Annotated in this window: 21 protein-coding genes; 15 read left to right on the forward strand and 6 right to left on the reverse strand. The window is 73.8% G+C overall.

The genetic code is table 11. The features are described from left to right. Window positions 1-137 precede the first annotated feature (137 nt). The 8 genes from whiA to DQ240_RS00940 all read left to right on the forward strand — a co-directional run bounded on the left by whiA (window position 138) and on the right by DQ240_RS00940 (window position 8,558). A complete protein-coding gene (gene whiA, locus DQ240_RS00905; RefSeq protein ID WP_113837969.1) occupies window positions 138-1,118 on the forward strand; it encodes a DNA-binding protein WhiA in 981 nt (326 codons plus the stop codon). A gap of 111 nt (window positions 1,119-1,229) precedes the next feature. Next, window positions 1,230-2,843 (forward strand): diguanylate cyclase, encoded by a 1,614-nt coding sequence (locus tag DQ240_RS00910; RefSeq protein WP_113837755.1) that lies wholly within the window; start codon window positions 1,230-1,232, stop codon window positions 2,841-2,843. Window positions 2,844-2,960: 117 nt separating this feature from the next. After that, entirely contained in the window at window positions 2,961-3,965 is a 1,005-nt protein-coding gene (gap, locus tag DQ240_RS00915) for a type I glyceraldehyde-3-phosphate dehydrogenase (protein WP_113837756.1), read from the forward strand. A gap of 8 nt (window positions 3,966-3,973) precedes the next feature. Next, window positions 3,974-5,179, forward strand: coding sequence for a phosphoglycerate kinase (pgk, locus tag DQ240_RS00920; protein ID WP_113837757.1), 1,206 nt, complete (start codon window positions 3,974-3,976; stop codon window positions 5,177-5,179). Further along, entirely contained in the window at window positions 5,179-5,988 is an 810-nt protein-coding gene (tpiA, locus tag DQ240_RS00925; protein WP_113837758.1) for a triose-phosphate isomerase, read from the forward strand. The genes pgk and tpiA overlap by 1 nt, the downstream gene beginning before the upstream one ends. A 35-nt stretch (window positions 5,989-6,023) precedes the next feature. Beyond that, entirely contained in the window at window positions 6,024-7,829 is a 1,806-nt protein-coding gene (locus tag DQ240_RS00930; protein WP_233498384.1) for an ABC transporter substrate-binding protein, read from the forward strand. A 43-nt stretch (window positions 7,830-7,872) separates the two neighbouring features. Beyond that, window positions 7,873-8,106, forward strand: coding sequence for a preprotein translocase subunit SecG (gene secG / locus DQ240_RS00935; RefSeq protein ID WP_113837759.1), 234 nt, complete (start codon window positions 7,873-7,875; stop codon window positions 8,104-8,106). 110 nt (window positions 8,107-8,216) lie between these two features. After that, the gene (locus DQ240_RS00940) at window positions 8,217-8,558 is read left to right on the forward strand and encodes an RNA polymerase-binding protein RbpA (protein WP_113837971.1); all 342 of its coding nucleotides are present in this window, start codon (window positions 8,217-8,219) and stop codon (window positions 8,556-8,558) included. 32 nt (window positions 8,559-8,590) lie between these two features. On the opposite strand, the gene pgl is transcribed toward DQ240_RS00940, so the two are convergent. From pgl to tkt, 5 genes are read right to left on the reverse strand one after another with little or no spacing between them, the layout of a single operon-like run. Continuing rightward, window positions 8,591-9,403: a 6-phosphogluconolactonase gene (gene pgl, locus DQ240_RS00945; RefSeq protein WP_113837760.1), complete on the reverse strand. Its 813-nt coding sequence runs from the start codon at window positions 9,401-9,403 to the stop codon at window positions 8,591-8,593. Beyond that, a complete protein-coding gene (locus DQ240_RS00950; protein WP_113837761.1) occupies window positions 9,400-10,545 on the reverse strand; it encodes a glucose-6-phosphate dehydrogenase assembly protein OpcA in 1,146 nt (381 codons plus the stop codon). The genes pgl and DQ240_RS00950 overlap by 4 nt, the downstream gene beginning before the upstream one ends. A 34-nt stretch (window positions 10,546-10,579) precedes the next feature. Continuing rightward, window positions 10,580-12,097 (reverse strand): glucose-6-phosphate dehydrogenase, encoded by a 1,518-nt coding sequence (gene zwf, locus DQ240_RS00955; RefSeq protein ID WP_113837762.1) that lies wholly within the window; start codon window positions 12,095-12,097, stop codon window positions 10,580-10,582. A gap of 43 nt (window positions 12,098-12,140) precedes the next feature. Next, complete coding sequence (gene tal / locus DQ240_RS00960) at window positions 12,141-13,247, reverse strand: transaldolase (protein ID WP_113837763.1); 1,107 nt, start codon at window positions 13,245-13,247, stop codon at window positions 12,141-12,143. A gap of 33 nt (window positions 13,248-13,280) precedes the next feature. After that, entirely contained in the window at window positions 13,281-15,500 is a 2,220-nt protein-coding gene (gene tkt, locus DQ240_RS00965; protein WP_113837764.1) for a transketolase, read from the reverse strand. A gap of 329 nt (window positions 15,501-15,829) precedes the next feature. Here tkt and DQ240_RS00970 point away from each other — a divergent pair, with 329 nt between their 5' ends. Beyond that, entirely contained in the window at window positions 15,830-16,744 is a 915-nt protein-coding gene (locus DQ240_RS00970) for a heme o synthase (protein WP_113837765.1), read from the forward strand. Between the two features lie 225 nt (window positions 16,745-16,969). Here the strand turns inward: DQ240_RS00970 and DQ240_RS00975 are convergent, their stop codons facing one another. Then, window positions 16,970-17,941: a heme A synthase gene (locus DQ240_RS00975; RefSeq protein ID WP_233498386.1), complete on the reverse strand. Its 972-nt coding sequence runs from the start codon at window positions 17,939-17,941 to the stop codon at window positions 16,970-16,972. 117 nt (window positions 17,942-18,058) lie between these two features. On the opposite strand from DQ240_RS00975, the gene DQ240_RS00980 reads away from it, so the two are divergent. The 6 genes from DQ240_RS00980 to DQ240_RS01005 are packed head-to-tail and all read left to right on the forward strand — an operon-like array spanning window position 18,059 to window position 24,104. Then, complete coding sequence (locus DQ240_RS00980) at window positions 18,059-18,868, forward strand: metalloregulator ArsR/SmtB family transcription factor (protein WP_304548189.1); 810 nt, start codon at window positions 18,059-18,061, stop codon at window positions 18,866-18,868. Then, window positions 18,865-20,298, forward strand: a complete 1,434-nt coding sequence (gene sufB, locus DQ240_RS00985; RefSeq protein ID WP_113837767.1) for a Fe-S cluster assembly protein SufB — start codon at window positions 18,865-18,867, stop codon at window positions 20,296-20,298. Before DQ240_RS00980 ends, sufB begins: the two co-directional genes overlap by 4 nt. Then, on the forward strand, window positions 20,298-21,623 hold the full coding sequence (gene sufD / locus DQ240_RS00990; RefSeq protein WP_113837768.1) for a Fe-S cluster assembly protein SufD: 1,326 nt from the start codon (window positions 20,298-20,300) through the stop codon (window positions 21,621-21,623). Before sufB ends, sufD begins: the two co-directional genes overlap by 1 nt. Further along, complete coding sequence (locus DQ240_RS00995; RefSeq protein WP_113837769.1) at window positions 21,623-21,961, forward strand: non-heme iron oxygenase ferredoxin subunit; 339 nt, start codon at window positions 21,623-21,625, stop codon at window positions 21,959-21,961. Before sufD ends, DQ240_RS00995 begins: the two co-directional genes overlap by 1 nt. 14 nt (window positions 21,962-21,975) lie before the next feature. Further along, a complete protein-coding gene (gene sufC, locus DQ240_RS01000) occupies window positions 21,976-22,764 on the forward strand; it encodes a Fe-S cluster assembly ATPase SufC (protein ID WP_113837770.1) in 789 nt (262 codons plus the stop codon). Further along, window positions 22,761-24,104, forward strand: a complete 1,344-nt coding sequence (locus tag DQ240_RS01005) for a cysteine desulfurase (protein WP_233498388.1) — start codon at window positions 22,761-22,763, stop codon at window positions 24,102-24,104. The genes sufC and DQ240_RS01005 overlap by 4 nt, the downstream gene beginning before the upstream one ends.

The following is a 24,104-nucleotide window of genomic DNA, read 5'->3' on the forward strand; positions in this document are numbered from 1 at the left end:
CGGGACGGACCGATCCGCCCCGGACGACCGGGGATCGGCGTGGGGATCGGTGTGGGGATCGGTGTGGGGGAGGACGAGGTGGGGATGACCCCTGGGGGAACGGGCGGTCCTGCAGTGACCGAGCGGGGGTGGACGACATGGCGATGACGGCGATGGTCAAGGACGAGCTCTCCCGCGTGGAGTGCTCGCGGACCTCCGAGCGCAAGGCGGAGGTCACGGCGCTGCTGCGCTTCTCGGGCGGCCTGCACATCGTGGGCGGCCGGGTGGTCATCGAGGCCGAGCTCGACACCGGCTCGGTGGCTCGCCGGCTGCGCCGCGACATCAGCGAGGTCTACGGCTACACCAGCGGCGTCAGCGTCCTGGCCGGCGGCAACATCCGTCGGGGCGTCCGCTACCTGGTGCGCATCGCCAAGCACGGCGAGGGCCTCGCCCGCCAGACCGGCCTGGTCGACCAGCGCGGCCGTCCGGTCCGCGGGCTGCCGCCGTCGGTGGTCTCCGGGGGCATCGGCGATGCCGAGGCCGCCTGGCGAGGCGCGTTCCTCGCCCACGGCTCCCTCACCGAGCCCGGCCGGTCCTCCTCGCTGGAGGTCACCTGCCCCGGGCCGGAGGCCGCGATGGCCCTGGTCGGCGCGGCCCGCCGGCTCGGGATCGCCGCCAAGGCCCGCGAGGTCCGCGGCGCCGACCGCGTGGTGGTCCGCGACGGCGACGCGATCAGCGCGCTGCTCACCCGCATGGGCGCCCACGACGCCGTCCTGGCCTGGGAGGAGCGGCGGATGCGCCGCGAGGTCCGGGCCACCGCCAACCGGCTGGCCAACTTCGACGACGCCAACCTGCGCCGCTCGGCCCGCGCCGCGGTGGCCGCCAGCGCGCGGGTGGAGCGGGCCCTGGAGATCCTCGGCCAGGACGCGCCCGAGCACCTGCTGGTCGCCGGCCGGCTCCGGCTGGAGCACGGTCAGGCCTCGCTGGAGGAGCTCGGCCAGCGGGCCGACCCGCCGATGACCAAGGACGCCGTCGCCGGCCGCATACGGCGTCTCCTCGCCATGGCCGACAAGCGGGCCAAGGACCTCGGCATCCCGGACACCGAGTCCGTCGTCACCGACGACATGCTCGCCCAGTAGCCGGCCTCCGCCTCCCCCCTCGGGGGGAGGCGGGTCCAGCAGACCCCCGATCCGACCGATCCCCCCGGGAGTGGCGGGCCGTCCAGCGCCCGCCGGCCGAGAGGACCCGGGATGGCGCTGCAGACGTGGTGGCCGGTCTTCGCGTGCGCGGCGCTGGTCGCCGTGCTCACCGCGACACTGGCCTGGCGCCGTCGCGCCCGGACCCCGGCCGCGACCGCGCTGGCGGCCGCGATGGCCGGGACCGCCGTCTGGTCGACCGCCGACGCCGTCGTGTACGGGATCGACGCCGAGGTGGTCCGCACCGTCTACCCGTCCGTGCTCATGGCCGGGGCGGGGCTGGTGGTGGCGTCCGTCTGGGTGCTCACCCGCGTCGTCTCCGACCCCTCGTGGCGGCTCACCCGCCGCACCGCCGCCCTCCTGGCCGTCGTGCCGGTGCTGGTGGTCACGACGGCCACCGTCCCGGCCACCCACGAGCTCGTCCTGGACGGGGCCGACTCCGGGCCCGTCGTGGACGTCGCCTTCGGCCCGGTGTTCCTGGCCAACGCCGCCTACAGCTACGTCGTGCTGGGCGTCGCCTACGCGCGCCTGGTCCGCCGGTGGCGGGCGACGGCCGGGATCTTCCGCCGTCAGGTCCGGGTCCTGCTGCTCACCTCGCTGCTGGCGACCGTGGGCAACGTCGTCACGATCGCGGCGCAGGGCGAGGACGGTCGGATCGACGTCACCCCGCTGTTCTTCCTGCTCACCGGGCTCGTCGACTGCTGGGCGATCTTCCGCCTGGGGCTGCTCCAGGTGGTCCCGGTGGCGCGCGACCGGGTCGTCGACACCCTCCCGGACGCCGTCCTCGTCGTCGACCCGGAGGGCCGGGTGCTCGACCTCAACCCGGCGGCCGTGCGGCTGCTGGAGCGGACCCGCCCCGGCGGCTCCGACGGCATCCTCGGCCGGGTCCTGCACGAGATCGCCGGCCCGGAGGCCGTGGCCCTCGGCCGGGTGACCGACGAGGACGGTCACCGGGTCGCCGAGGTCGCACCCGGCGTGTGGCTCGACGTCCGCGCCTCCGCGATCAGCGATCCGCGCGGCCGGGCCCTCGGCCGGATCGTCGTCGTCCGCGACGTCAGCGAGGAGCAGGGCCGCAGGCTCGCCGTCGAGGAGCTCAACCGGCAGCTCGCCGAGCAGGTCGAGGAGATCGAGCGGCTGCGCGCGGCGCTCGCCGAGGAGGCGGTGCGGGATCCGCTCACCGGCCTGCACAACCGCCGGCACCTCGACCGGGTCCTCGACCGGGCGCCCCTGGCCCCCCTCGATCCCGCGCCGGTGAGCGTCCTGGTGGTCGACGTGGACCACTTCAAGACGGTCAACGACCGGTTCGGGCACGCCACGGGCGACCAGGTGCTCCAGGCGATCGCCGGGGTGCTGACCGGGGCGGCGCGGGCGGGGGACACGGTGGCCCGCTTCGGCGGCGAGGAGTTCGTCGTCGTCCTGCCGGGTGTGGGTCGCCACGAGGCGGCCGAGCGGGCCGAGCTGATCCGCGGCCGGTGCGCGGCGCTGCGGCACGACGGCCCCGACGGCGCGCTGGGCGTGACGGTCAGCGTCGGCGTCGCCACGGCCCCGGACGACGGGACCGGTCCGGCCGCCCTGCTCTCCGCCGCGGACCGCGCCGTGTACGCGGCCAAGGCGGCGGGGCGCGACCGCGTCGTCCAGTCCCCGGGTCTGGCCGCCCCGGTCGGGTGACCGGGCAGCACCGCGGAGGAGACCTCGCCGCGGTGCCGATAGGCTCGCCGCCGACGCGCGGCCGGGCGATCCCGCACGGCCGCCGCTGCACGCGACGGGATCTCGGGAGGTCCAGCAGTGACGGTACGGGTCGGCATCAACGGTTTCGGGCGCATCGGCCGCAACTTCTGGCGGGCCGCGGCCGCCAGCGGCAAGGACATCGAGATCGTGGCGGTGAACGACCTCACCAGCCCGGCGACGCTCGCCCACCTGCTCAAGTACGACAGCATCCTGGGCGTCCTGCCGCAGGACGTGGAGGCCACCGACGACGGCATCTCCGTCGGCGGCGCGAGCATCAAGGTGCTCTCCGAGCGCGACCCCGCCGCCCTGCCGTGGGGCGACCTGGGCGTCGACGTCGTCGTCGAGTCCACCGGCTTCTTCACCAAGGCCGACGACGCGCGCAAGCACGTCGACGCCGGTGGCGCCAAGAAGGTCATCATCTCGGCGCCGGCCTCCGGCGACGACCTGACCATCGTCATGGGCGTCAACCACGAGAAGTACGACGGCTCGCAGACGATCATCAGCAACGCGTCCTGCACCACCAACTGCCTCGCGCCGCTGGCCAAGGTGCTGCACGACGAGTTCGGCATCGAGCGCGGCCTGATGACGACGATCCACGCCTACACCGCCGACCAGAACCTGCAGGACGGCCCGCACAAGGACCTGCGCCGTGCCCGCGCCGCGGCCCTCAACATGGTGCCCACCTCGACCGGTGCCGCCAAGGCGATCGGCCTGGTGCTGCCGGAGCTCAACGGCAAGCTCGACGGCTACGCCGTCCGCGTCCCCGTGCCGACCGGCTCGGCGACCGACCTCACCGTCCAGGTCTCCCGGGAGGCCTCGGCCGACGACATCGACGCCGCCTACCGCGCCGCCGCCGAGGGCCCGCTCAAGGGCTACCTCAAGTACACGAACGCGCCGATCGTCTCCAGCGACATCGTCACCGACCCGCACTCCTGCATCTATGACGCCGGCCTGACCAAGGTCTTCGGCCCGATGGTCAAGGTGCTCGGCTGGTACGACAACGAGTGGGGCTACTCCAACCGGCTCGTGGACTCGGTCGAGCTCGTCGGCGCCTCGCTCTGACGCTGACGATGCGTTCTCTCGACGACCTCCTCGCCGAGGGCGTCTCGGGTCGGCGCGTGCTCGTGCGCGCCGACCTGAACGTCCCGCTCGACAAGCAGACCCGCGAGATCACCGACGACGGCCGGATCCGGGCGAGCCTGCCCAGCATCCAGGCCCTGCGCGACGGCGGCGCCCGCGTCGTCGTCGCCGCGCACCTCGGCCGGCCCAAGGGCACGCCGGACCCGCAGTTCTCCCTGGCCCCGGTCGCCGCCCGCCTGGGCGAGCTGCTCGGCACCGACGTCGAACTCGCCGCGGACGTGGCCGGGGACGACGCCCGTGCGAAGGCCGCCGCCCTGGGCGACGGCGACGTCCTCCTGCTGGAGAACGTCCGCTTCGAGGCCGCGGAGACGTCGAAGGACGACGCCGAGCGCGGGGAGCTGGCCGACCGGCTCGCGGCCCTGGCCGACGTGTACGTCGACGACGCCTTCGGCGCGGTCCACCGCAAGCACGCGTCGGTGTACGACGTCGCGCTGCGGCTGCCGCACGTCGCCGGCCGGCTCGTCGCCACCGAGCTCGACGTCCTCACGCGGCTGACCAGCGACCCGGCGCGGCCCTACGTGGTCGTCCTCGGCGGGTCCAAGGTCAGCGACAAGCTCGCGGTCATCGAGGCGCTGCTGCCGAAGGTCGACCGGCTGCTGGTCGGCGGCGGGATGTGCTTCACCTTCCTCGCCGCGCAGGGCCACGGCGTGGGCACCTCGCTGCTCGAGGCCGACCAGGTCGACACCTGCCGCCGGCTGCTCGCCGAGGCCGGCGACCGGATCGTGCTCCCCGTCGACGTCGTCGCCGCCTCGGCGTTCAGCGCCGACGCGGAGACCGCCGTCGTCGACGTCGACGCCATCCCCGACGACCGCATGGGCCTGGACGTCGGCCCGCGGACCGTCGAGGTCTTCGGCCGCGAGCTCGGCGGTGCCCGGACCGTCTTCTGGAACGGACCGATGGGCGTGTTCGAGATGGCCCCCTTCCAGGCCGGGACCCGCGGGGTCGCACAGGCGGTCGCCGCGGTCGACGGGCTCTCCGTCGTCGGCGGTGGGGACTCCGCCGCCGCTGTCCGCACGCTGGGGCTGGACGAGGCCGCCTACGGCCACATCAGCACCGGTGGCGGCGCGTCGCTCGAGTACCTCGAGGGCCGGGAGCTCCCCGGCCTCGCGGTCCTGACCGAGGGTGGGGCCGCCTGATGGCCCGCACCCCGGCACCGGCGAAGCGCGAGGGGCGCCGGCCGCTCATCGCCGGCAACTGGAAGATGCACATGACGCACCTCGAGGCCATCGGCCTGGTGCAGAAGCTGGCGTTCTCCCTCAAGGAGCCGCAGCTGCAGGCCGCCGAGGTCGTCGTCGTGCCGCCGTTCACCGCGCTGCGCAGCGTCCAGACCCTGGTCGCCGGCGACAAGCTGGAGATCGGCTACGGCGCCCAGGACCTGTCGCTGCACGACTCCGGCGCCTACACCGGCGAGGTCAGCGGCGCGATGCTCGCCGCGCTGGCCTGCACCTACGTGGTGGTCGGCCACTCCGAGCGGCGCGCGCTGCACGGGGAGGACGACGCCGTCGTCGCCGGCAAGGTGCAGGCCGCGCAGCGGCACGGACTGGTGCCGATCCTCTGCGTCGGGGAGGGCCTGGAGGTCCGCCGCGCCGGTGAGCACGTCGCGCACTGCACCGCCCAGCTCGACGCCGCGCTGGAGGGCCTGACCGCCGAGCAGGTGCAGCAGGTGGTGATCGCCTACGAGCCGGTCTGGGCGATCGGCACCGGCGAGGTGGCGACCCCGGAGGACGCGCAGGAGGTGTGCGGGGCACTCCGGTCCCGGCTCGCCGAGCGTTTCGGCCCGGAGACCGCCGCGGTCGTCCGTATCCTCTACGGCGGGTCGGTGAAGGCCGCGAACACGGCCGGGATCCTGGCCGGGCCGGACGTCGACGGTGCGCTCGTCGGCGGTGCCAGCCTGGACGGCGACGAGTTCGCGCAGATCTGTCGGGTCGCCGCCGACGGGAGCTGACCGCTCCCGGCCGCGGCGGAGCGGAAGCGGGGGACGTGGGGATCAGCAGCACGCTGGAGCGGGTGGCCGATGGGCGACCCGCCTGGCTGCGCGGGACCCCCGGCCGCCTCGTCGGCCTCGCCCTCGTCGTGGCGCTCGTCGTGGCCGTCGTCGTCAGCTGCAGCGGCGGGCGGGACGCCGGAGCCACCGTGCCGGTCCTCGGTGACGGCCCGGACGCCGGACTCACCGGCGTCCGGGCCTCGTCGGACGCCGACGGCGGCACCCTGCGCGTCGTCGCCGGCGAGGTCGACAGCCTCGACCCGCAGCGCTCCTACGCGCCCGGCGTGTGGAACCTCATGCGGCTGTACACCCGCACGCTGGTGACCTACTCCCCGACGCCGGGGGAGACCGACACCCTCGTGCCGGACCTGGCCACCGACCTCGGGATCACCGAGGACAACGGGCTGACCTGGACCTTCACCCTCCGTGAGGGGATCCGGTTCGAGAACGAGCAGCCGATCACCTCACGGGACGTGAAGTACGGCATCGAGCGCTCCTTCGCCTCCGACGTGATCGTGGGCGGCCCGACCCGCGCCGTCGAACTCCTCGACGACCCGGCCAACCCGTACCCGGGGCCGTACCAGGACGAGGCCCCGGACCGGCTGGGCCTGCCGTCGATCGAGACGCCGGACGACCGGACCATCGTCTTCCGGCTGCGCGCCGCCACCCCCGACTTCCCGTACGTGCTCGCGCTGCCCTCCAGCAGCCCGGTGCCGATCGCCGCCGACACCGGCGCGGCCTACGGCGCGGACCCGGTGAGCTCCGGGCCGTACGCCATCACCTCGGTCGACCCGCAGACCGGGATCGTGCTCGACCGCAACCCGCAGTGGGACCCGGCCACCGACGAGGTCCGCACCGCGCTGCCGGACCAGGTCGTCGTCCGCACGGGCCTGTCCGGCCTGGAGCGCGACCAGGCGCTGCTCGCCGGGTCCGCCGACGTCGACATCTCCGCCACCGGCATCCAGCGGGCCACCGAGGCCCGGCTGGCCGACGGCGCCGGCGGTGACGTGCCGCTGGAGGACCGGGTCGACGAGGTGCCCACCGGGGCGGTCCGCGTGCTGGCACTGCCCACCGACGTCGCGCCGATGGACGACGCCAACTGCCGGGCCGCGGTCGCCGCCGCGGTCGACCGCGGGGGAGTGCAGGAGGCGCTCGGCGGCAGCGCCGACGCCCGCGCCACCGCCCGGCTCTGGCCGGCCGGCCTGGAGGGCGGCCCGGAGGAGCCCGACGCGGGGCCGGACCTCGACGCGGCGCGGGAGTCCCTCGCGGCCTGCGGGGTGCCCGACGGGTTCAGCACCGTGCTCGCCGTCGTGGACGCCCCGGCCAGCATCGCCGTGGCCGAGGTGCTGGCCGACCAGCTCGCCGAGGTCGGGATCACCGCGGAGGTCCGCCCCCTGCCGGCCGCGAGCTTCTACGCCCGCGACGTCGGCGACCCGGAGAACGTGCGGGCGCAGGGCTTCGGGATGGTGCTCGCCAGCTGGACGGCGGTCGTCCCCACCCCGTCGGCCTTCCTGGTCCCGCTGGTCGACGGCCGGTCGGTGAGCCGGGTCGGGAACACCAACTACGCCCGCCTGGCCGACCCCGCGATCGACGCCCTGGTCGACACCGCCGTGGCCGCCGGTACCGATGCCGGTGCCGCCCGGGGTGCGTGGCGCGAGGTCGCCGCCGCGGCCGGGGCCACCAACGCCTACGTCCCGCTGGCCGAGGCGCACCTGCAGGTGCTGTCGGGGCAACGGCTGCGCAACGGGCTCGTGATGGCGCCCTACGGCAGCTACGACCTCGCCACCGCCGGGGTGCGCTGAGTCGGTGCGCTGGAGCGGCCCGCCGCTCGGCTACGCTGGACCCATGGTCGAGCTCGGTCTCAACGTGCTGCTGGTGCTCACCAGCGTGCTGCTCGTGGTGCTGATCCTGCTGCACCGGGGCAAGGGCGGCGGCCTCTCCTCGATGTTCGGCGGTGCGGCGTCCTCGTCGCTGTCGGGCTCCTCGGTGGTCGAGAAGAACCTCAACCGGCTGACCGTCATCACCGGCCTGATCTGGGCGGTCTGCGTCGTCGGCCTGGGCATCCTGATCAAGGTCTGAGCGCCGAGCGCCCGGATCCGGGGCGAAAACGTGACCAAGAACCCCTTTCCGACGCCCTAGACTCCCGTCGGCGGCGCGTCCGGCGCCGCCGGGTCTGAGTGGGGGCGCTCGTGGCTGGTGGGAACGCGATCCGGGGCACGCGGGTCGGTGCGGGTCCGATGGGTGAGGCCGAGCGGGGCGAGGTCGCGCCGCGCAACCGGGTGGCCTTCTGGTGCGCCCAGGCGCACGAGACCCGGGTGTCGTTCGCCTCGGACGCGGACGTGCCGGAGCTGTGGGACTGCCCGCGCTGCGGCCTCCCGGCCGGCCAGGACCAGTCGGCCCCGCCGCCGGCCCCGCGCAACGAGCCCTACAAGACGCACCTGGCCTACGTGCGCGAGCGGCGCACCGACGCCGACGGCGACGCGCTCCTCGAGGAGGCGCTCGCCAAGCTCCGGGCCCGCCGCGGGGCCTGAGCCACCGCCCCGGGCGTGCTGATCCGGAAGACCTAGCGCCCGGGTAGCCGGCTCGCCGCGGCCGCGTCGAGCAGCCAGCGGGTGGCGCGCCGCCCGTGCGCGCCGGCCGCCGGTAGCTCCTCGCGCGCAGCGCCGTCCAGCGCCCGCGCGACGGCCTCGGCCTTGCCGTCGCCGGACACGACCAGCCACACCTCCTCGGCGGCGGTGATCGCCGCGAAACCGAGGCTCACCCGGGTCGGCGGCGGCTTGGGGCAGTCGCGTACCGCCACCACCGGCCGCTCGTCCCGCACGGCCGGCGAGTCGGGGAAGATCGACGCCACGTGGCCCTCGGGTCCCATGCCCAGCAGCAGCACGTCGAAGCGCGGCAGGGACGAGCCCTCGGGAGCCGCCGCGGCCAGCTGCCCGGCGTACCAGTCGGCGGCCTCCTCCGGGGTGCCGAACCCCGCGTCGGAGGCCGGCATGGCGTGCACCCGCTCGGCCGGGACGCCGACCGGGTCGAGCAGCGCCTCGCGCGCTCCGCGCTCGTTGCGCTCCGCGTCGTCGGCCGGCACGAAGCGCTCGTCGCCCCACCAGACGTCGACGGCGGACCAGTCGACGTCCTGACCGGGCCCGGGCTCGGCGGCCAGCCCGGCCACGTGCCGCAGGACCGCCGTCCCGACCCCGCCGCCGGTGAGGACCACCGAGGCGGTGCCGTGCACGGCCTGCGCGGCGGCCAGCCGGGCGACCAGCGCCGAGGCGACCGCCCGGGCGAGCACGTCGGCGTCGGGCTGGACGACCACGTCGGCGACCGGCCGGCCGTCGGCGGCGAGCTCGGCGGCGACGCGGTCGCCGGGGGAGAGGCTCACGCGACCGGTGCGGAGGGGTCCGCGGGCTCGTCCGCGTTGCGCTCCCCGTTCAGCGCGACGTCGTCGGTGCCGACGGAGTCACCCGGCACGGTGGGCGCATCGGCCGCCGCGCCGTCGCCCTCGGTCCGGCGGCGGTCGTCCCCGTCGTCCGGGCGGGCGGGGTCGAACCACACGTGCTCGCGCTCGGCGGAGCGGGCGGCCAGCCCCTGCACGCCGGTGGCCGCCTCGAGCGCCTCGGCATAGGGCTCGTCGGGGTCCAGCCGCCGCAGCTCCTCGCCCAGCAGGTCGCCCAGCGGCCGGTCGGGAAGGGCCACCTTGGTGTCGGGCCGGTACGGCTGAGTGAGCAGGGCGCCACCGTGGCGGTCGGCGCGCACCGTCACCTCCTCGTCCTGGTCCAGCTGCAGGAGGACGGCGCCCACACCGCTGGGCCCGGGGCGGCGGTCGCCCTCGACGACCTCGACCTCGCACCCGCACCGCGAGGTGAGCCACCCGGCCAGCAGGCGGGCCGAGGCGTTGCCGGGATCGCCCTCGACCCGGCCGCCCTGCACCCGCACGGAGTCGCCCCGCCGTCCGGAGACGGCGTCGAGCGTGGAGGCCAGGGCCGACCGCCAGGCGGTGGTGCGGGTCCACGCGAGGTCGGTGTCGCCGGGGGCGTAGTCGTTGGCCCGGGTGCGCAGCGCGGCCAGGTGGTCCTCGGCGATCGAGCTGTCGGTGATCCGGCGGTCGGCGATCACGGCCAGCGCATCGGTCTGCAGTCGCTCCGGCGCCGGCGCGTGCCACCAGGCGACGACGGGCGCGTCGGCGGCCAGCAGCGGCAGGACGACGGACTCGGCGTGCAGCGCGAGGCGGCCGTACATCCGCATGACGACCGCCTCGCCCGGGCCCAGCCTGCCGCCGATCAGCACCTCGGCGTCCAGCCGCGGCACCGGCGCCTCGATCTGCCGACGGACGACGAGCAGGATCCGGCAGGGGTGCTGCTCCGCGGCTGCGGTCGCCGCCTCCTCGGCCTCGGCGACGCGGTCCTCGTCGGCGACGACGACCAGGGTCAGGGCGACTCCGGAGAGCACCGCACCGCCGGTGCGCCGCTGGGCGGCCAGCTCCTTGACGACGGCCGAGCCGGTGGTGTCCCAGAGGGTGGTCATGCGATCTCCTCGGCGGGGGTCGGGCGGTCGGCGGTCACGGTCGACGCCACCGCCGGCCCTCGGCGGCCAGCATCTCGTCGGCGGCGCGGGGTCCCCACTCCCCGGCCCGGTACGGGTGCGGACTGCTCCCGGCCCAGAACTGCTCGAGCGGGTCGATCACCGCCCAGGAGGCCTCGACCTCGGCGTTGCGGGGGAACAGCGTCGCGTCGCCCAGCAGGACGTCGAGGAGCAGCCGCTCGTAGGCCTCGGGGCTGGCCTCGGTGAACTGCTCGCCGTAGAGGAAGTCCATGGAGACGTCCCGGACCTCCATCACGCTGCCCGGCACCTTCGACCCGAACTTGAGGGTGACCCCCTCGTCGGGCTGCACCCGCACGACGAGCTGGTTGTTGCCCAGCTCCTCGGTGTCGGTGTCGGCGAAGGGCAGGTGCGGCGCCCGCTTGAAGACCAGCGCGATCTCGGTGACCCGGCGGGGGAGCCGCTTGCCGGTGCGCAGGTAGAACGGCACCCCGGCCCAGCGGCGGGTCTCCACGCCGAGGCGGACGGCGGCGTAGGTCTCGGTCGTGGACTCCGGGTCGACGCCCTCCTCCTGGCGGTAGCCCTGTGCCCGCTGGCCGGCCAGCCAGCCCTGCTCGTACTGCCCGCGGATGGCGGCGGTCGGCAGGTCCTCGGGCAGCGAGATGGCCCGCAGCACCTTGAGCTTCTCGGTACGGATCTCCTCGGCGGAGAACTCGACCGGCTCCTCCATGGCGGTCAGGGCGAGCAGCTGCAGCAGGTGGTTCTGGAGCACGTCGCGGGCCGCGCCGGTCTTCTCGTAGAAGCCGGCCCGCCCGCCGATCCCGACGTCCTCGGCCATGGTGATCTGCACGGAGTCCACGTGGTGGCCGTTCCAGATCGGCTCGAACAGGCTGTTGGCGAACCGCAGCGCCATCAGGTTCTGGACGGTCTCCTTGCCCAGGTAGTGGTCGATGCGGAAGACGTCCTCGGCGCTGAAGACCGAGTCCACCAGCTCGTTGAGCTCCCGGCTGGACGCCAGGTCGGTGCCGAACGGCTTCTCGACGACGACCCGCCGCCAGCGGTCCGGCGTGCTCTCGGCCATGCCGGTGCGCTGCATCTGCTTCAGCACCACCGGGAACATGGCCGGCGGGATCGACAGGTAGAACGCCGCGTTGCCGCCGATGCCGTGGCTGCTCTCCAGGTCGGCGAGCGCGGCGGCCAGCTCGTCGAAGGCGTTGTCGTCGTCGAAGGACCCCTGCACGAAGTGGACGCTGCCGGCCAGCCGCTCCCAGACCTCCTCGCGCCACGGGGTGCGGGCGGCCTTGCGGGCCGCGTCGCGGGCGAGCTCGGCGAAGTCCTGGTCACCCCAGTCCCGGCGGGCGAAGCCCAGCAGCGCGAAGTTGGTCGGCAGCAGCCCGCGGTTGGCCAGGTCGTACACCGCGGGCAGCAGCTTCTTGCGGGCGAGGTCGCCGGTGATGCCGAAGACGACCAGCGCGCACGGGTCCGGAACGCGGGGCAGCCGCCGATCCCGAGGGTCGCGCAGCGGGTTGACGATCAAGGGTTCCGTCCTCGGGGGCTGGAGGGACGCGGGGGAGCTGCGGCTACTTCTTGTCCTCGAGCTCGCTCTTCACCGACGCGGTCAGCTCGTCCCAGGAGTCGACGAACTTCTGCACGCCCTCGTCCTCGAGCACGCGGAAGACGTCGTCCAGGTCGACCCCGGCGTCGCGGACCGACTGCATGACCGCGGCCGCGTCGTCGTAGGCCTTCTGCACCGGGGTGCCGGGCGTGCCGTGGTCGGCGTAGGCCTTGAGGGTCTTCTCCGGCATCGTGTTCACGGTGCCGGGCGCGATGAGCTCGCTGATGTAGAGCGTGTCCGGGAGCTCCGGGTTCTTGACGCCGGTCGAGGCCCACAGCGGCCGCTGCGGGCGGGCGCCCTTGGCCTCCAGCGCCTTCCAGCGGTCGGAGGAGAACACCTCCTCGTAGGCTTGGTAGGCCAGCTGGGCGTTGGCGACGCCGGCCCTGTTCTTGAGCGAGGCGTCGGCGCCTGCCTTGTCGAGCCGCTTGTCGATCTCGGTGTCGACGCGGGACACGAAGAACGACGCGACGGAGGCGATGCCGGAGAGGTCGGCGTCGGGCTCCTCGGCCAGGCGGTCCTCGAGCCCGCCCAGGTAGGCGTCCATGACCGCGCGGTAGCGCTCGGGGCTGAAGATCAAGGTGACGTTGACACTGATGCCGCGCGAGATCGACGTCCGGATGGCCGGCAGGCCCTCCTCCGTCGCCGGGATCTTGATGTAGAGGTTCGGCCGGTCGACCAGCCACCACAGGTGCGCGGCCTCGGCCGCGGTGGCGTCGGTGTGGTGGGCCAGGCCGGGCGCGACCTCCAGCGACACCCGCCCGTCACCGGGCCGGTTGGCGGCGACGGGGGCCAGCAGGTCGCAGGCGTCGCGGACGTCCGCGGCGGTGATGGTCCGCAGCGCCTCCTCGACGCTCACGCTGCGCACCGCGAGGGCGTGCAGCTGGTCGTCGTAGGACTCCGACCCGCTGATCGCCGCAGCGAAGATGGTCGGGTTCGTGGTGACGCCCACGACGCTGTGCTCGTCGACCAGCGCCTGCAGGTTCCCGCTCCGGATGCGGTCTCGCGACAGGTCGTCGAGCCACACGGCGACCCCGGCCTCCGACAGCTCGGCGAGGTTCTCGTTCTGTGCCATGACAGATGCCTTCCGATCGGTGGTGGCGGCCGCTCAGCGGTCGCCGGTGGGGTGGGGGAGTCCCCCGGTGGCTGCAACCGGCCCGGCGGGCACGGCGTTCCCGCTCGCGGCGGCCTCGATGCTCTCGCGCGCCGCGGCGACGACGGCCTCGTCGGTCAGGCCGAACTCCTCGTAGAGGACCGAGTAGGCGGCGCTCGCGCCGTAGTGGGTCAGGCCCACGATCCGGCCGGCGTCGCCGACGAACTCGCGCCAGCCCAGCGGGACGCCGGCCTCGACGCTCACCCGCGCGCGCACCGTGGGCGGCAGGACCTCGTCCTTGTACGCCTGGTCCTGGTCGGCGAACCACTCGACGCAGGGGACCGAGACCACCCGCGTCGGCACGCCGTCGGCCTCGAGCCGCTCGCGCGCGGCCATCGCGATCTGCACCTCGGAGCCGGTGCCGAGCAGGATGACCTGCGGGCTGCCGTCCGACGCGTCGGCCAGGACGTAGGCGCCACGCGCCGTCCCCTCGGCCGAGCCGAACCGCTCGCGGTCGAACACCGGCAGGTTCTGCCGGGAGAGCAGCAGGCCGGCGGGGCGGTCGTTGTTCTCCAGGATCGTGCGCCAGGCCACCGAGGCCTCGTTGGCGTCCGCCGGGCGGACGACGTCCAGGCCGGGGATGGCCCGCAGTGCGGCGAAGTGCTCGATCGGCTGGTGCGTCGGGCCGTCCTCGCCGAGGCCGATGGAGTCGTGCGTCCACACGTAGGTGACCGGCAGCTGCATGAGCGCGGCCAGCCGGACCGCGCCGCGCATGTAGTCGGAGAACGTGAGGAACGTGCCGCCGTAGACACGGGTGCCGCCGTGCAGCGCGATGCCGTTCATGATCGCGCCCATGGCGTGCTCGCGGACGCCGAAGTGCAGGGTGCGGCCGTAGGGGCCGCCGGACCACATCTTCGTCTGGCGGTCGGCCGGCAGGAACGACGGTTCGCCCTCGACCGCGGTGTTGTTGCTCTCCGCGAGGTCGGCCGAGCCGCCCCACAGCTCCGGCAGGGCCGGGTACAGCGCCGCGAGCGCCTTGCCGCTGGCCTTGCGGGTGGCGACGCCCTTGTCGTCGGCCGGGTAGGTCGGCAGGTCGGCGGCGAAGCCCTCGGGCAGCCGGCGCTCGCGCATCCGGTCCAGCAGCGCGGCGCGCTCCGGGTTCGCCTGCGCCCAGGCGTCGAACCGCTCCTGCCACTCGGCGTGCGCCTGCCGGCCGGTCTCGACGACCGAGCGGGCGTGGGCCAGCACCTCGCCGTCCACCTCGAAGGTCTGCTCCGGGTCGAAGCCGAGGACCTCCTTGGTGGCGCGGACCTCGTCCTCGCCGAGCGCCGAGCCGTGCGCGGCGCCGGTGTTCTGCTTGTTCGGGGCGGGCCAGCCGATGATCGTCCGCAGCACGATGATCGACGGCCGCGCGGTCTCGGCCTTGGCGGCGGCGAACGCGGCGTCGAGCGCGGCCAGGTCCTCGCCGTCGTCGACGTGCTGCACGTGCCAGCCGTAGGCCTCGTAGCGCTTGCCGACGTCCTCGGTGAAGGCGACGGTCGTGTCGTCCTCGATCGAGATCTTGTTGTCGTCGTAGACGAGGACGAGGTTGCCCAGCTTCTGCGTGCCGGCCAGGGAGGAGGCCTCCGCGCTGACGCCCTCCTCCAGGTCACCGTCGGAGCAGAACGCCCAGATGGTGTGGTCGAAGAGGCTCTCGCCCTCGGGGGCGTCGGGGTCGAACAGGCCGCGTTCCCGGCGGGCGGCCATCGCCATGCCGACCGCGTTGCCGACACCCTGGCCCAGCGGACCGGTGGTGGTCTCGACGCCGGGGGTGTGGTTGACCTCGGGGTGGCCGGGGGTCTTGGAGCCCCATGTGCGGAGAGCGCGCAGGTCGTCGAGCTCGAGGCCGTAGCCGGCGAGGAACAGCTGCACGTACAGCGTCAGGCTCGAGTGCCCCATCGACAGGACGAAGCGGTCGCGCGCCACCCAGTTCGGGTCCGACGGGTCGTGCCGCAGCCACTTGTGGAACAGCAGGTAGGCCGTGGGCGCCATGCTCATCGCCGTGCCCGGGTGGCCGTTGCCCACCTTCTGGACGGCGTCCATGGCCAGGACGCGGGCGGTGTCGATGGCGCGGCGGTCCAGGTCGCCGAAGCCCTCGGGCAGCGTCGGCCGGGGCTGGCGCGGGTCCCCGGTGGGGCTGTCGGTCGCGGCCTCGGCGGGGGCCTCGGCGGCCGTGCTCTTCGTGTCGCCTGTCATCGTGGCGGTGCTCCCTCGGTCGGCCGGTTACTCGCGCCGGGTCGGGAGGACCGAGCCCGGGCGGCGGGCGGTGTGCGGTGCGGGTGCGCGGCGGCCGGCCGAACCGGGCCGCGGCCCCGACGCCGGACCGACGACAGCGCCGTCGTCGACTCCCTCGTCGCGACCCGGCCCTACCCGCTGCGCGCGCAGCACCAACCTGTCCGACCCTAGTCATCGGTGCCCGGGCCCCGGACGGGCGCGGGCTACAGTGGCTGCGTTCGACCACCGGCCGGAAGGGACGCCGTGCTGTCTCGGTCCCCGGTGCACCCCACCGTTCGGGAGGTCCTCCGGTGACGGCCGTCTCCGAGCGTCCCGCCGTCGCGGCCCGCCGGCTCTCCGCCGTCGTCGGCGCCTACGTCGCGCTGACCAAGCCCAAGCTCGTGGAGCTTCTGCTCGTCACGACGCTGCCGGCGATGATGCTCGCCGCCGACGGCTGGCCGTCCTGGCGGCTGGTGATCGCCACCATGGTGGGCGGGATGCTCGCCGCCGGCGCCGCGAACACCTTCAACTGCTGGTACGACCGCGACATCGACCGGCTGATGTCCCGCACGGTGAACCGGCCGATCCCCTCGGGTGCGGTCTCGCCGACCGCCGCGCTGGTCTTCGGGCTCGTGCTGGCGGCGGCGTCCCTGGCCATCCTGTGGATCGAGACCACGCCGCTGGCCACCTGGCTGGCCGCGGTGGCGATCCTCGCCTACTCCGTCGTCTACACGATGGTGCTGAAGCGGCGGACCCGGCACAACACCGTCTTCGGCGCCTTCCCCGGCGCCGCGCCGGTGCTCATCGGCTGGGCCGCGGTGACCGGGTCGCTGGACTGGCCGGCGGTCCTCTTCTTCGCGATCGTCTTCTGCTGGCAGATGCCGCACTTCTGGGCGCTGGCCAGCCGCTTCCGCGAGGACTACGCCCGCGCCGGCGTCCCGATGCTCTCGGTGGTCGCCGGACCGGAGAGCGTCGGCCGGCAGTCGGTCGCCTGGGCCTGGGCCACGCTCGGCGCCACCCTGCTCATGGGGTCGATCACCCCGGTGCTCGGCTGGGCGTTCGCCATCGGCGGGGGCGCGCTGGGCGCCTGGTACGTCGTGGAGTCCCACCAGTGGCTGGACCGGATCCGCAGCGCCGTCCCCGACCGGCCGATGCGGCTGTTCACGGTCTCGATCACGCACATGACGCTGCTCTCGATCGCGATCGCGATCGACGTGCTGCTCTGACTGCGGTCCTCCGGACCGCACCGCGACCACGTGCCGTGCCCCTGGTGCGCTGAGCCGTTGCCCGTGTCCCGGTCGGGGACCCTCCGGACCCCGCGACCGCGCCACCCCGGCTGACTGCCGTCCCCGGCTCGGCTCGACCGTCCCGACCACGGGCAGTGTGCCGGGAGGGCCCGTTCCGCCTCGGGAACGGGCACTGGGCGCACGGTGCTCGTGCCGTGCGCCCGATCAGCGGGAGGCGGGGACCTCGTCGCGGGCGGGCTGCTGCTCGAGGGGCAGCTCCGAGGCCGGGCCGCGGACCGACCACACCAGCCGCGCGGTGTAGGCGGTGACCAGCACCGCGCCCAGCATGTGCACCAGCACGAGGACGGCGGGCAGGTGCAGGAAGTACTGCACGTAGCCGACCACGCCCTGCAGCAGGACGACGACGAGCAGGTCCCGCGCGGCCCGGCGGGTGCGGCCGGCGGTGTCCGTCGCGTACAGCGCCACGAGCAGCGCCACCGTCAGCCCGACGAGCAGGAACACCACGTCGGCGTGCAGCTGGCTCACCAGCTCCGGGTCGAAGCCCATCCGGTCGACACGCAGCTCGCCGTCGGCGTCCTCCTGCAGGTCACCGCTGTGCGGCCCGCTGCCGGTCACGATCGTGCCGAGGACCAGGACGGCGGCCGTGGTCGCGGCGATGCCGGTGACCAGCAGCGCGAACGGCCGGCGGACCAGGAGCTGGCCCACGCCGGGCTCGCGGCTGCGCAGCCACAGCACGGTCATCAGCGCCACGAGGACCGCCGACAGCAGGAAGTGCGCCGCGACGGTCCACGGGTTCAGGCCGGTCAGGACGGTGACGCCGCCCAGCGCCGCCTGCACCGGGATGCCCAGGAAGCCGAGGACGGCGAGCGGGCGCAGGTCCCGCCGCGGGGAGCGGAACACCACGACCAGGGTGGCGAGGGCGATCAGGGCGAGGACGCCGGTGAGCGTGCGGTTGCCGAACTCGATCAGCCCGTGCCCGGCGAGCTCCTCGGTGGGCACGAAGCTCGCGTCGGTGCAGTTGGGCCACGTCGGGCAGCCGAGGCCCGAGCCGGTGAGGCGGACCGCGCCACCGGTGACGACGATGAGCCCGTTGGCCACGGCGTTGGCCAGGGCCACCCGGGAGATCGTCCGGGCGCTGAACGAGCGGGAGGCGAGCGAGGCGGGCAGGACCGGCACGCTCCGATGCTAGGCGGTGCACCGGCGCGTGAGGTCCGTCACGAGCAGGACGGACGTCACGCTGCGGGTTAGGCCGACCTTGGTTGCGGGGTCCCCGAAATAGGTCACACTCGTGTTGTGGAAAGCGAGGACCGGAGCACGCGGCACCGCGTGACGGCCCTGCTGCTCGAGCACGGCCCGCAGACGGCCAGCGAGCTGGCAGGGCGTCTCGGCGTCTCGCCCGCCGCCGTCCGCCGGCACCTGGACGCCCTGCTCGGCACCGGCCGGGTCGAGGAGCGGCAGGCTCCGGGGACCCGGCGTGGCCGCGGTCGCCCCGCGCGGCAGTACCACCTGACCGACGTCGGCCGCTCGACGTTCCCGCACGCCTACGACGACCTCGCCCTCACCGCGCTGCGGCACATCGCCAGCTCGCAGGGGCCCGAGGCCGTGCGCGTCGTCGCCGAGGCGCAGCTGTCGGGCCTGGAGCAGCGCTGCTCGACGGCGGTGGAGCAGGCGACCGCCGGCAGCGGTGACGCCCCGGTGGACCGCGCCCAGGCGCTCGCCACCGCCCTGACCGCCGAGGGCTACGCTGCCGCGGCCTCGACCATCGCCGGCGGGGGCCAGCTCTGCCAGCACCACTGCCCGGTGGCGCACGTGGCGGCGGAGTTCCCCCAGCTGTGCGAGGCCGAGACCGCCGTCATCGGCCGGCTCGTCGGCACCCACGTGCAGCGGCTGGCCACGATCGCCCACGGCGACGGGGTGTGCACCACGCACATCCCGGGTCCCCGCCCCGCGGCCGCCCTCCGGGGCGTCGCGGGCCACACCCGCGCGGGGAACAGAACGACCTCCGCACGCCCTGTACCTGGTGAGTCGAGAGCGCCGCGCGCAGCGATCGCCGCACCGTCCACCAGCCCCACCCAGACCCACCGGGAGAGGACGCCCGCATGACCAGCACCCAGCAGCCCGTGCCGCTGACCCAGGACGAGCAGATCGACCAGCTCGGCCGTTACCAGTACGGCTGGGCCGACGCCGACGTCGCCGGGTCCTCGGCCAAGCGCGGCCTGAACGAGGACGTCGTCCGCGACATCTCGCGGCGCAAGAACGAGCCCGAGTGGATGCTCGAGCGCCGCCTCAAGGCCCTGAAGCTGTTCGGCCGCAAGCCCATGCCCGACTGGGGTTCGGACCTCTCCGGCATCGACTTCCAGAACATCAAGTACTTCGTGCGCTCCACCGAGGCCCAGGCGGCCTCGTGGGAGGAGCTGCCCGAGGACATCAAGAACACCTACGACAAGCTGGGCATCCCGGAGGCCGAGAAGCAGCGGCTGATCGCCGGTGTCGCGGCCCAGTACGAGTCCGAGGTCGTCTACCACAAGATCCGCGAGGACCTCGAGGAGCAGGGCGTCCTGTTCCTCGACACCGACACCGCGCTCAAGGAGCACGAGGACCTCTTCAAGGAGTACTTCGGCTCGGTGATCCCGGCCGGCGACAACAAGTTCGCCGCGCTGAACACCGCGGTGTGGTCCGGCGGCTCGTTCATCTACGTGCCCAAGGGCGTCCACGTCGAGATCCCGCTGCAGGCCTACTTCCGGATCAACACCGAGAACATGGGCCAGTTCGAGCGGACCCTCATGATCATCGACGAGGGCGCGTACGTGCACTACGTCGAGGGCTGCACCGCGCCGATCTACAAGTCGGACTCGCTGCACTCCGCGGTCGTCGAGATCATCGTCAAGAAGAACGCCCGCTGCCGGTACACGACCATCCAGAACTGGTCGAACAACGTCTACAACCTGGTCACCAAGCGGGCGATCGCCCACGAGGGCGCGACCATGGAGTGGGTCGACGGCAACATCGGCTCCAAGGTGACGATGAAGTACCCGGCCGTCTGGATGACCGGCGAGCACGCCAAGGGCGAGGTCCTCTCCATCGCCTTCGCCGGCGAGGGCCAGCACCAGGACGCCGGCGCCAAGATGGTCCACGCCGCGCCGCACACGTCGTCGAACATCATCAGCAAGTCGGTGGCCCGCGGCGGTGGCCGCACCTCCTACCGCGGCCTGGTGCAGATCGACGAGGGCGCGTACGGCTCGAAGTCGACCGTCAAGTGCGACGCCCTGCTGGTCGACACGATCAGCCGCTCGGACACCTACCCCTACGTCGACGTCCGCGAGGACGACGTCTCCATGGGGCACGAGGCGACGGTCTCCCGCGTCAGCGAGGACCAGCTCTTCTACCTGATGAGCCGCGGCATGACCGAGGACGAGGCCATGGCCATGGTGGTCCGCGGCTTCGTCGAGCCGATCGCCCGTGAGCTGCCGATGGAGTACGCCCTCGAGCTCAACCGCCTCATCGAGCTGCAGATGGAAGGTGCCGTCGGCTGATGTCGGTTCCACACGACACGGGTACGGACGACCAGACCACCCTCACGACCGACTCCGCGGCGCTCGCCGGCGAGCTGTTCGCTCCCGGCGTCGGGGCCCAGGCCGGCCCGCCGACCACCCCGGCGGCCGGCACCGGCACCGCCGGTGAGGCGGCGCCCGGCGCGCACAGCCACGGCGGGCCCGCCCCGACCGGCTCCCCGGCCGAGCGGTTCACCTCGCTCGACCCCGAGGCGTTCGGCGAGCCGACCGGCCGCGAGGAGGACTGGCGCTTCACCCCGATGCGCCGGATCCGCCCGCTGCTGGCCGGCACCGACACCGGCGTGCACCCGCAGTGGGAGACCGACCTGCCCGACGGCGTCGAGCTGACGACCGTCGAGGCCGGCGACCCGCTGCTCAAGGGCCTGCCCGAGCCGGTCGACCGGCTGGCCGCCCTCACCCGGCAGCGCAGCGGGGGAGCGGCCGTCGTCCGCATCCCGGCCGAGGCGCAGCTGGACCGCCCGGTCACGCTGCGGCTCACCGGCACCGGCTCCGAGGACGTCGTCTGGGGCCAGCTCGTCGTCGAGGTCGGCCGGTTCGCGAAGGCGACCGTCGTCCTCGACCACACCGGCTCCGGCCGCTACTCCGGTGGCGTCTCGGTGCTCGCCGGGGACGGCGCCCAGGTGACGCTCGTGTCGGTGCAGGACTGGGCGCCGGGCAGCGTGCACGCCGGCCAGCACGACACCGTCGTCGGCCGCGACGCCTCTGTCAGCCAGGTCGTGGTGACCCTCGGCGGTGACCTCGTCCGGCTGGTGAGCAACGTGCAGTACGCCGGTCCGGGCGGCTCCGCGGAGCTCTCGGGCGTGTACTTCGCCGACGAGACCCAGCACCAGGAGCACCGGCTCTGGGTCGACCACGCGGTGCCGAACTGCCGCAGCGACGTCCTCTACAAGGGCGCGCTGCAGGGCGAGGAGGCGCACACGGTGTGGGTCGGCGACGTCCGCATCCGCCCGGCCGCCACGGGCACCGAGACCTACGAGCTGAACCGCAACCTGGTGCTCACCGACGGCGCCCGCGCCGACTCGGTGCCCAACCTGGAGATCGAGACCGGCGAGATCGTCGGCGCCGGCCACGCCAGCGCCACCGGCCGGTTCGACGACGAGCAGCTGTTCTACCTGTGCTCGCGGGGCATCGACGCCGAGACCGCGCGCCGCCTGGTCGTCCGCGGCTTCTTCGCCGACGTCGTCCAGCGGATCGGGATCCCGGAGCTGCAGGACCGGCTCATGGGGTCGGTCGAGACCCGCCTCGGCGCGCTCCCGGGGCTCGCCGAGCAGCCCGTGGAGGCCTGATGGCCTTCACCCGCCTCTGCTCGCTGGCCGACGTGAAGGAGCCCGGCGCGCTGCGCGTGGAGCTCGACGGTCGCGAGGCCGTCGCGGTCGTCCGCTTCGAGGGCGAGGTGTTCGCCATCGAGGACCTCTGCTCGCACGCCGAGGTCCCGCTGTCGGAGGGCGACGTCGAGGAGTACAAGGGCGCGCCCACCATCGAGTGCTGGCTGCACGGGTCGTGCTTCGACCTGACCAGCGGCCGCCCCACCAACCTGCCGGCCACCGAGCCGGTCCCCGTCTACCCGGTCCGCGTGGACGGCGACGACGTGTTCGTCGACGTCGACACCCCGATCGGCAACTGAGGAGCGAGAGAACAGTGTCCGTGCTCGAGATCCGCGACCTGCACGTCAGCGTCGGCGAGGGCGACCCCGCTTCCGGAGGCACTGCCAAGGAGATCCTCCGCGGCGTCGACCTCACCATCCGCTCGGGCGAGACCCACGCGATCATGGGCCCCAACGGGTCGGGCAAGTCGACCCTGGCCTACTCCATCGCCGGCCACCCGAAGTACACCGTCACCGGTGGCTCGGTGACCCTCGACGGCGAGGACGTCCTCGCCATGAGCGTCGACGAGCGCGCCCGCGCCGGCCTCTTCCTGGCCATGCAGTACCCGGTCGAGGTGCCCGGCGTCTCGGTGTCCAACTTCCTGCGCACCGCGGCGACCGCGGTCAAGGGCGAGGCGCCGAAGCTGCGCACCTGGGTCAAGGACGTCAAGTCCGAGATGGCCGGCCTGGAGATGGACCCGGCCTTCGCCGAGCGCAACGTCAACGAGGGCTTCTCCGGCGGTGAGAAGAAGCGCCACGAGATCCTGCAGATGCGGCTGCTCAAGCCGAAGATCGCCGTCCTCGACGAGACCGACTCCGGCCTCGACGTCGACGCGCTGCGGATCGTCTCCGAGGGCGTCAACCGCACCCGCGAGGACAGCGACATCGGCGTCCTGCTGATCACGCACTACACGCGGATCCTCAAGTACATCCAGCCCGACTTCGTGCACGTGTTCGTCGCCGGCCGGGTGGTCGAGCAGGGCGGCGCCGAGCTCGCCGACAAGCTCGAGTCCGAGGGCTACGCGGCCTACGTCAAGGACGTCGCGGAGGCGACCCAGGCATGACCGCTGTCGCCCAGGTCCCGAGCGGACCGCGTCCCGGCTCCGGGGCGCAGCAGAAGCCCCTGCCGCTGGACGTCGAGGCGATCCGGGCGGACTTCCCGATCCTGTCGCGCACCGTGCGCGACGGGAAGCGGCTGGTGTACCTCGACTCCGGCGCCACCTCGCAGAAGCCGCGCAGCGTCCTGGACGCCGAGCGCTGGTTCTACGAGAACGTCAACGCCGCCCCGCACCGCGGCGCGCACCAGCTGGCCGAGGAGGCGACCGGCGCCTACGAGGAGGCCCGCGAGACGATCGCGCGCTTCATCGGCGCCCGTACCGACGAGGTCGTCTTCACCCGGAACTCGACCGAGTCGATCAACCTGGTCGCCTACGCGCTCTCCAACGCCGCCACGGCCAAGGAGCCGGAGTTCCGCCGGTACGCCGTCGGCCAGGGCGACGAGATCGTCGTGACCGAGATGGAGCACCACGCCAACCTGGTGCCCTGGCAGCAGCTGTGCGAGCGCACCGGCGCCACGCTGCGCTGGCTCGGCCTGACCGACGACGGCCGGCTCGACCTGTCCGACCTGGCGACCGTGGTCAACGAGCGGACCACGCTCGTCGCGGTCACCCAGCAGTCGAACATCCTCGGCACGATCAACCCGCTCGGGGAGATCATCGCCCGGGCGCACGAGGTGGGCGCCCTGGTGCTGGTGGACGGCGCCCAGTCGGTGCCGCACCAGCCGGTCGACGTCACCGAGCTCGGCGCGGACTTCCTCGTGTTCTCCGGGCACAAGATGCTCGGGCCCACCGGGGTCGGCGTCCTCTGGGGCCGCTACGACGTGCTCGACGCGCTGCCGCCGTTCCTCACCGGCGGCTCGATGATCGAGGTCGTGCGGATGGAGGGCAGCACCTTCATGCCCCCGCCGCAGCGGTTCGAGGCCGGGGTCCCGATGACCGCGCAGGTGATCGGTCTCGGCGCAGCAGTCGAGTACCTGCAGCGGCTGGGCATGGACAACGTGCTGGCCCACGAGGAGGCGCTGACCGCCTACGCGCTGGAGAAGCTGGCCGAGATCCCCGGCGTCACGGTGATCGGCCCGCCGGACACCGTCGCCCGGGGCGGGGCGATCTCGTTCACCGTCGAGGGCATCCACCCGCACGACGTCGGCCAGGTCCTCGACGACCAGGGCATCGCCGTCCGGGTCGGCCACCACTGCGCGTGGCCGGTGGTGCGCCGCTACGGCGTCCCGGCGACCACGCGGGCGACCTTCTACGTGCACACCGGCTACGACGACGTCGACGCGCTGGCCGACGGGATCCGGAAGGCCCAGCAGTTCTTCGGTGTTGTGCCTGCCGAGGAGGCCTGA

This window comes from Blastococcus sp. TF02A-26, assembly GCF_003319125.1.
Taxonomy (GTDB): Bacteria; Actinomycetota; Actinomycetes; order Mycobacteriales; family Geodermatophilaceae; genus Trujillonella.

Excerpts from the sequence above, each read along its gene's own strand:
- tkt (WP_113837764.1), bottom strand. The coding sequence starts at position 15,500 with ATGACAGGCGACACGAAGAGCACGGCCGCCGAGGCCCCCGCCGAGGCC.
- DQ240_RS00950 (WP_113837761.1), bottom strand. The coding sequence starts at position 10,545 with ATGACCACCCTCTGGGACACCACCGGCTCGGCCGTCGTCAAGGAGCTG.
- secG (WP_113837759.1), top strand. The coding sequence starts at position 7,873 with ATGGTCGAGCTCGGTCTCAACGTGCTGCTGGTGCTCACCAGCGTGCTG.
- tal (WP_113837763.1), bottom strand. The coding sequence starts at position 13,247 with ATGGCACAGAACGAGAACCTCGCCGAGCTGTCGGAGGCCGGGGTCGCC.
- DQ240_RS00995 (WP_113837769.1), top strand. The coding sequence starts at position 21,623 with ATGGCCTTCACCCGCCTCTGCTCGCTGGCCGACGTGAAGGAGCCCGGC.
- sufB (WP_113837767.1), top strand. The coding sequence starts at position 18,865 with ATGACCAGCACCCAGCAGCCCGTGCCGCTGACCCAGGACGAGCAGATC.
- sufD (WP_113837768.1), top strand. The coding sequence starts at position 20,298 with ATGTCGGTTCCACACGACACGGGTACGGACGACCAGACCACCCTCACG.
- whiA (WP_113837969.1), top strand. The coding sequence starts at position 138 with ATGGCGATGACGGCGATGGTCAAGGACGAGCTCTCCCGCGTGGAGTGC.
- pgk (WP_113837757.1), top strand. The coding sequence starts at position 3,974 with ATGCGTTCTCTCGACGACCTCCTCGCCGAGGGCGTCTCGGGTCGGCGC.
- DQ240_RS01005 (WP_233498388.1), top strand. The coding sequence starts at position 22,761 with ATGACCGCTGTCGCCCAGGTCCCGAGCGGACCGCGTCCCGGCTCCGGG.
- DQ240_RS00910 (WP_113837755.1), top strand. The coding sequence starts at position 1,230 with ATGGCGCTGCAGACGTGGTGGCCGGTCTTCGCGTGCGCGGCGCTGGTC.
- tpiA (WP_113837758.1), top strand. The coding sequence starts at position 5,179 with ATGGCCCGCACCCCGGCACCGGCGAAGCGCGAGGGGCGCCGGCCGCTC.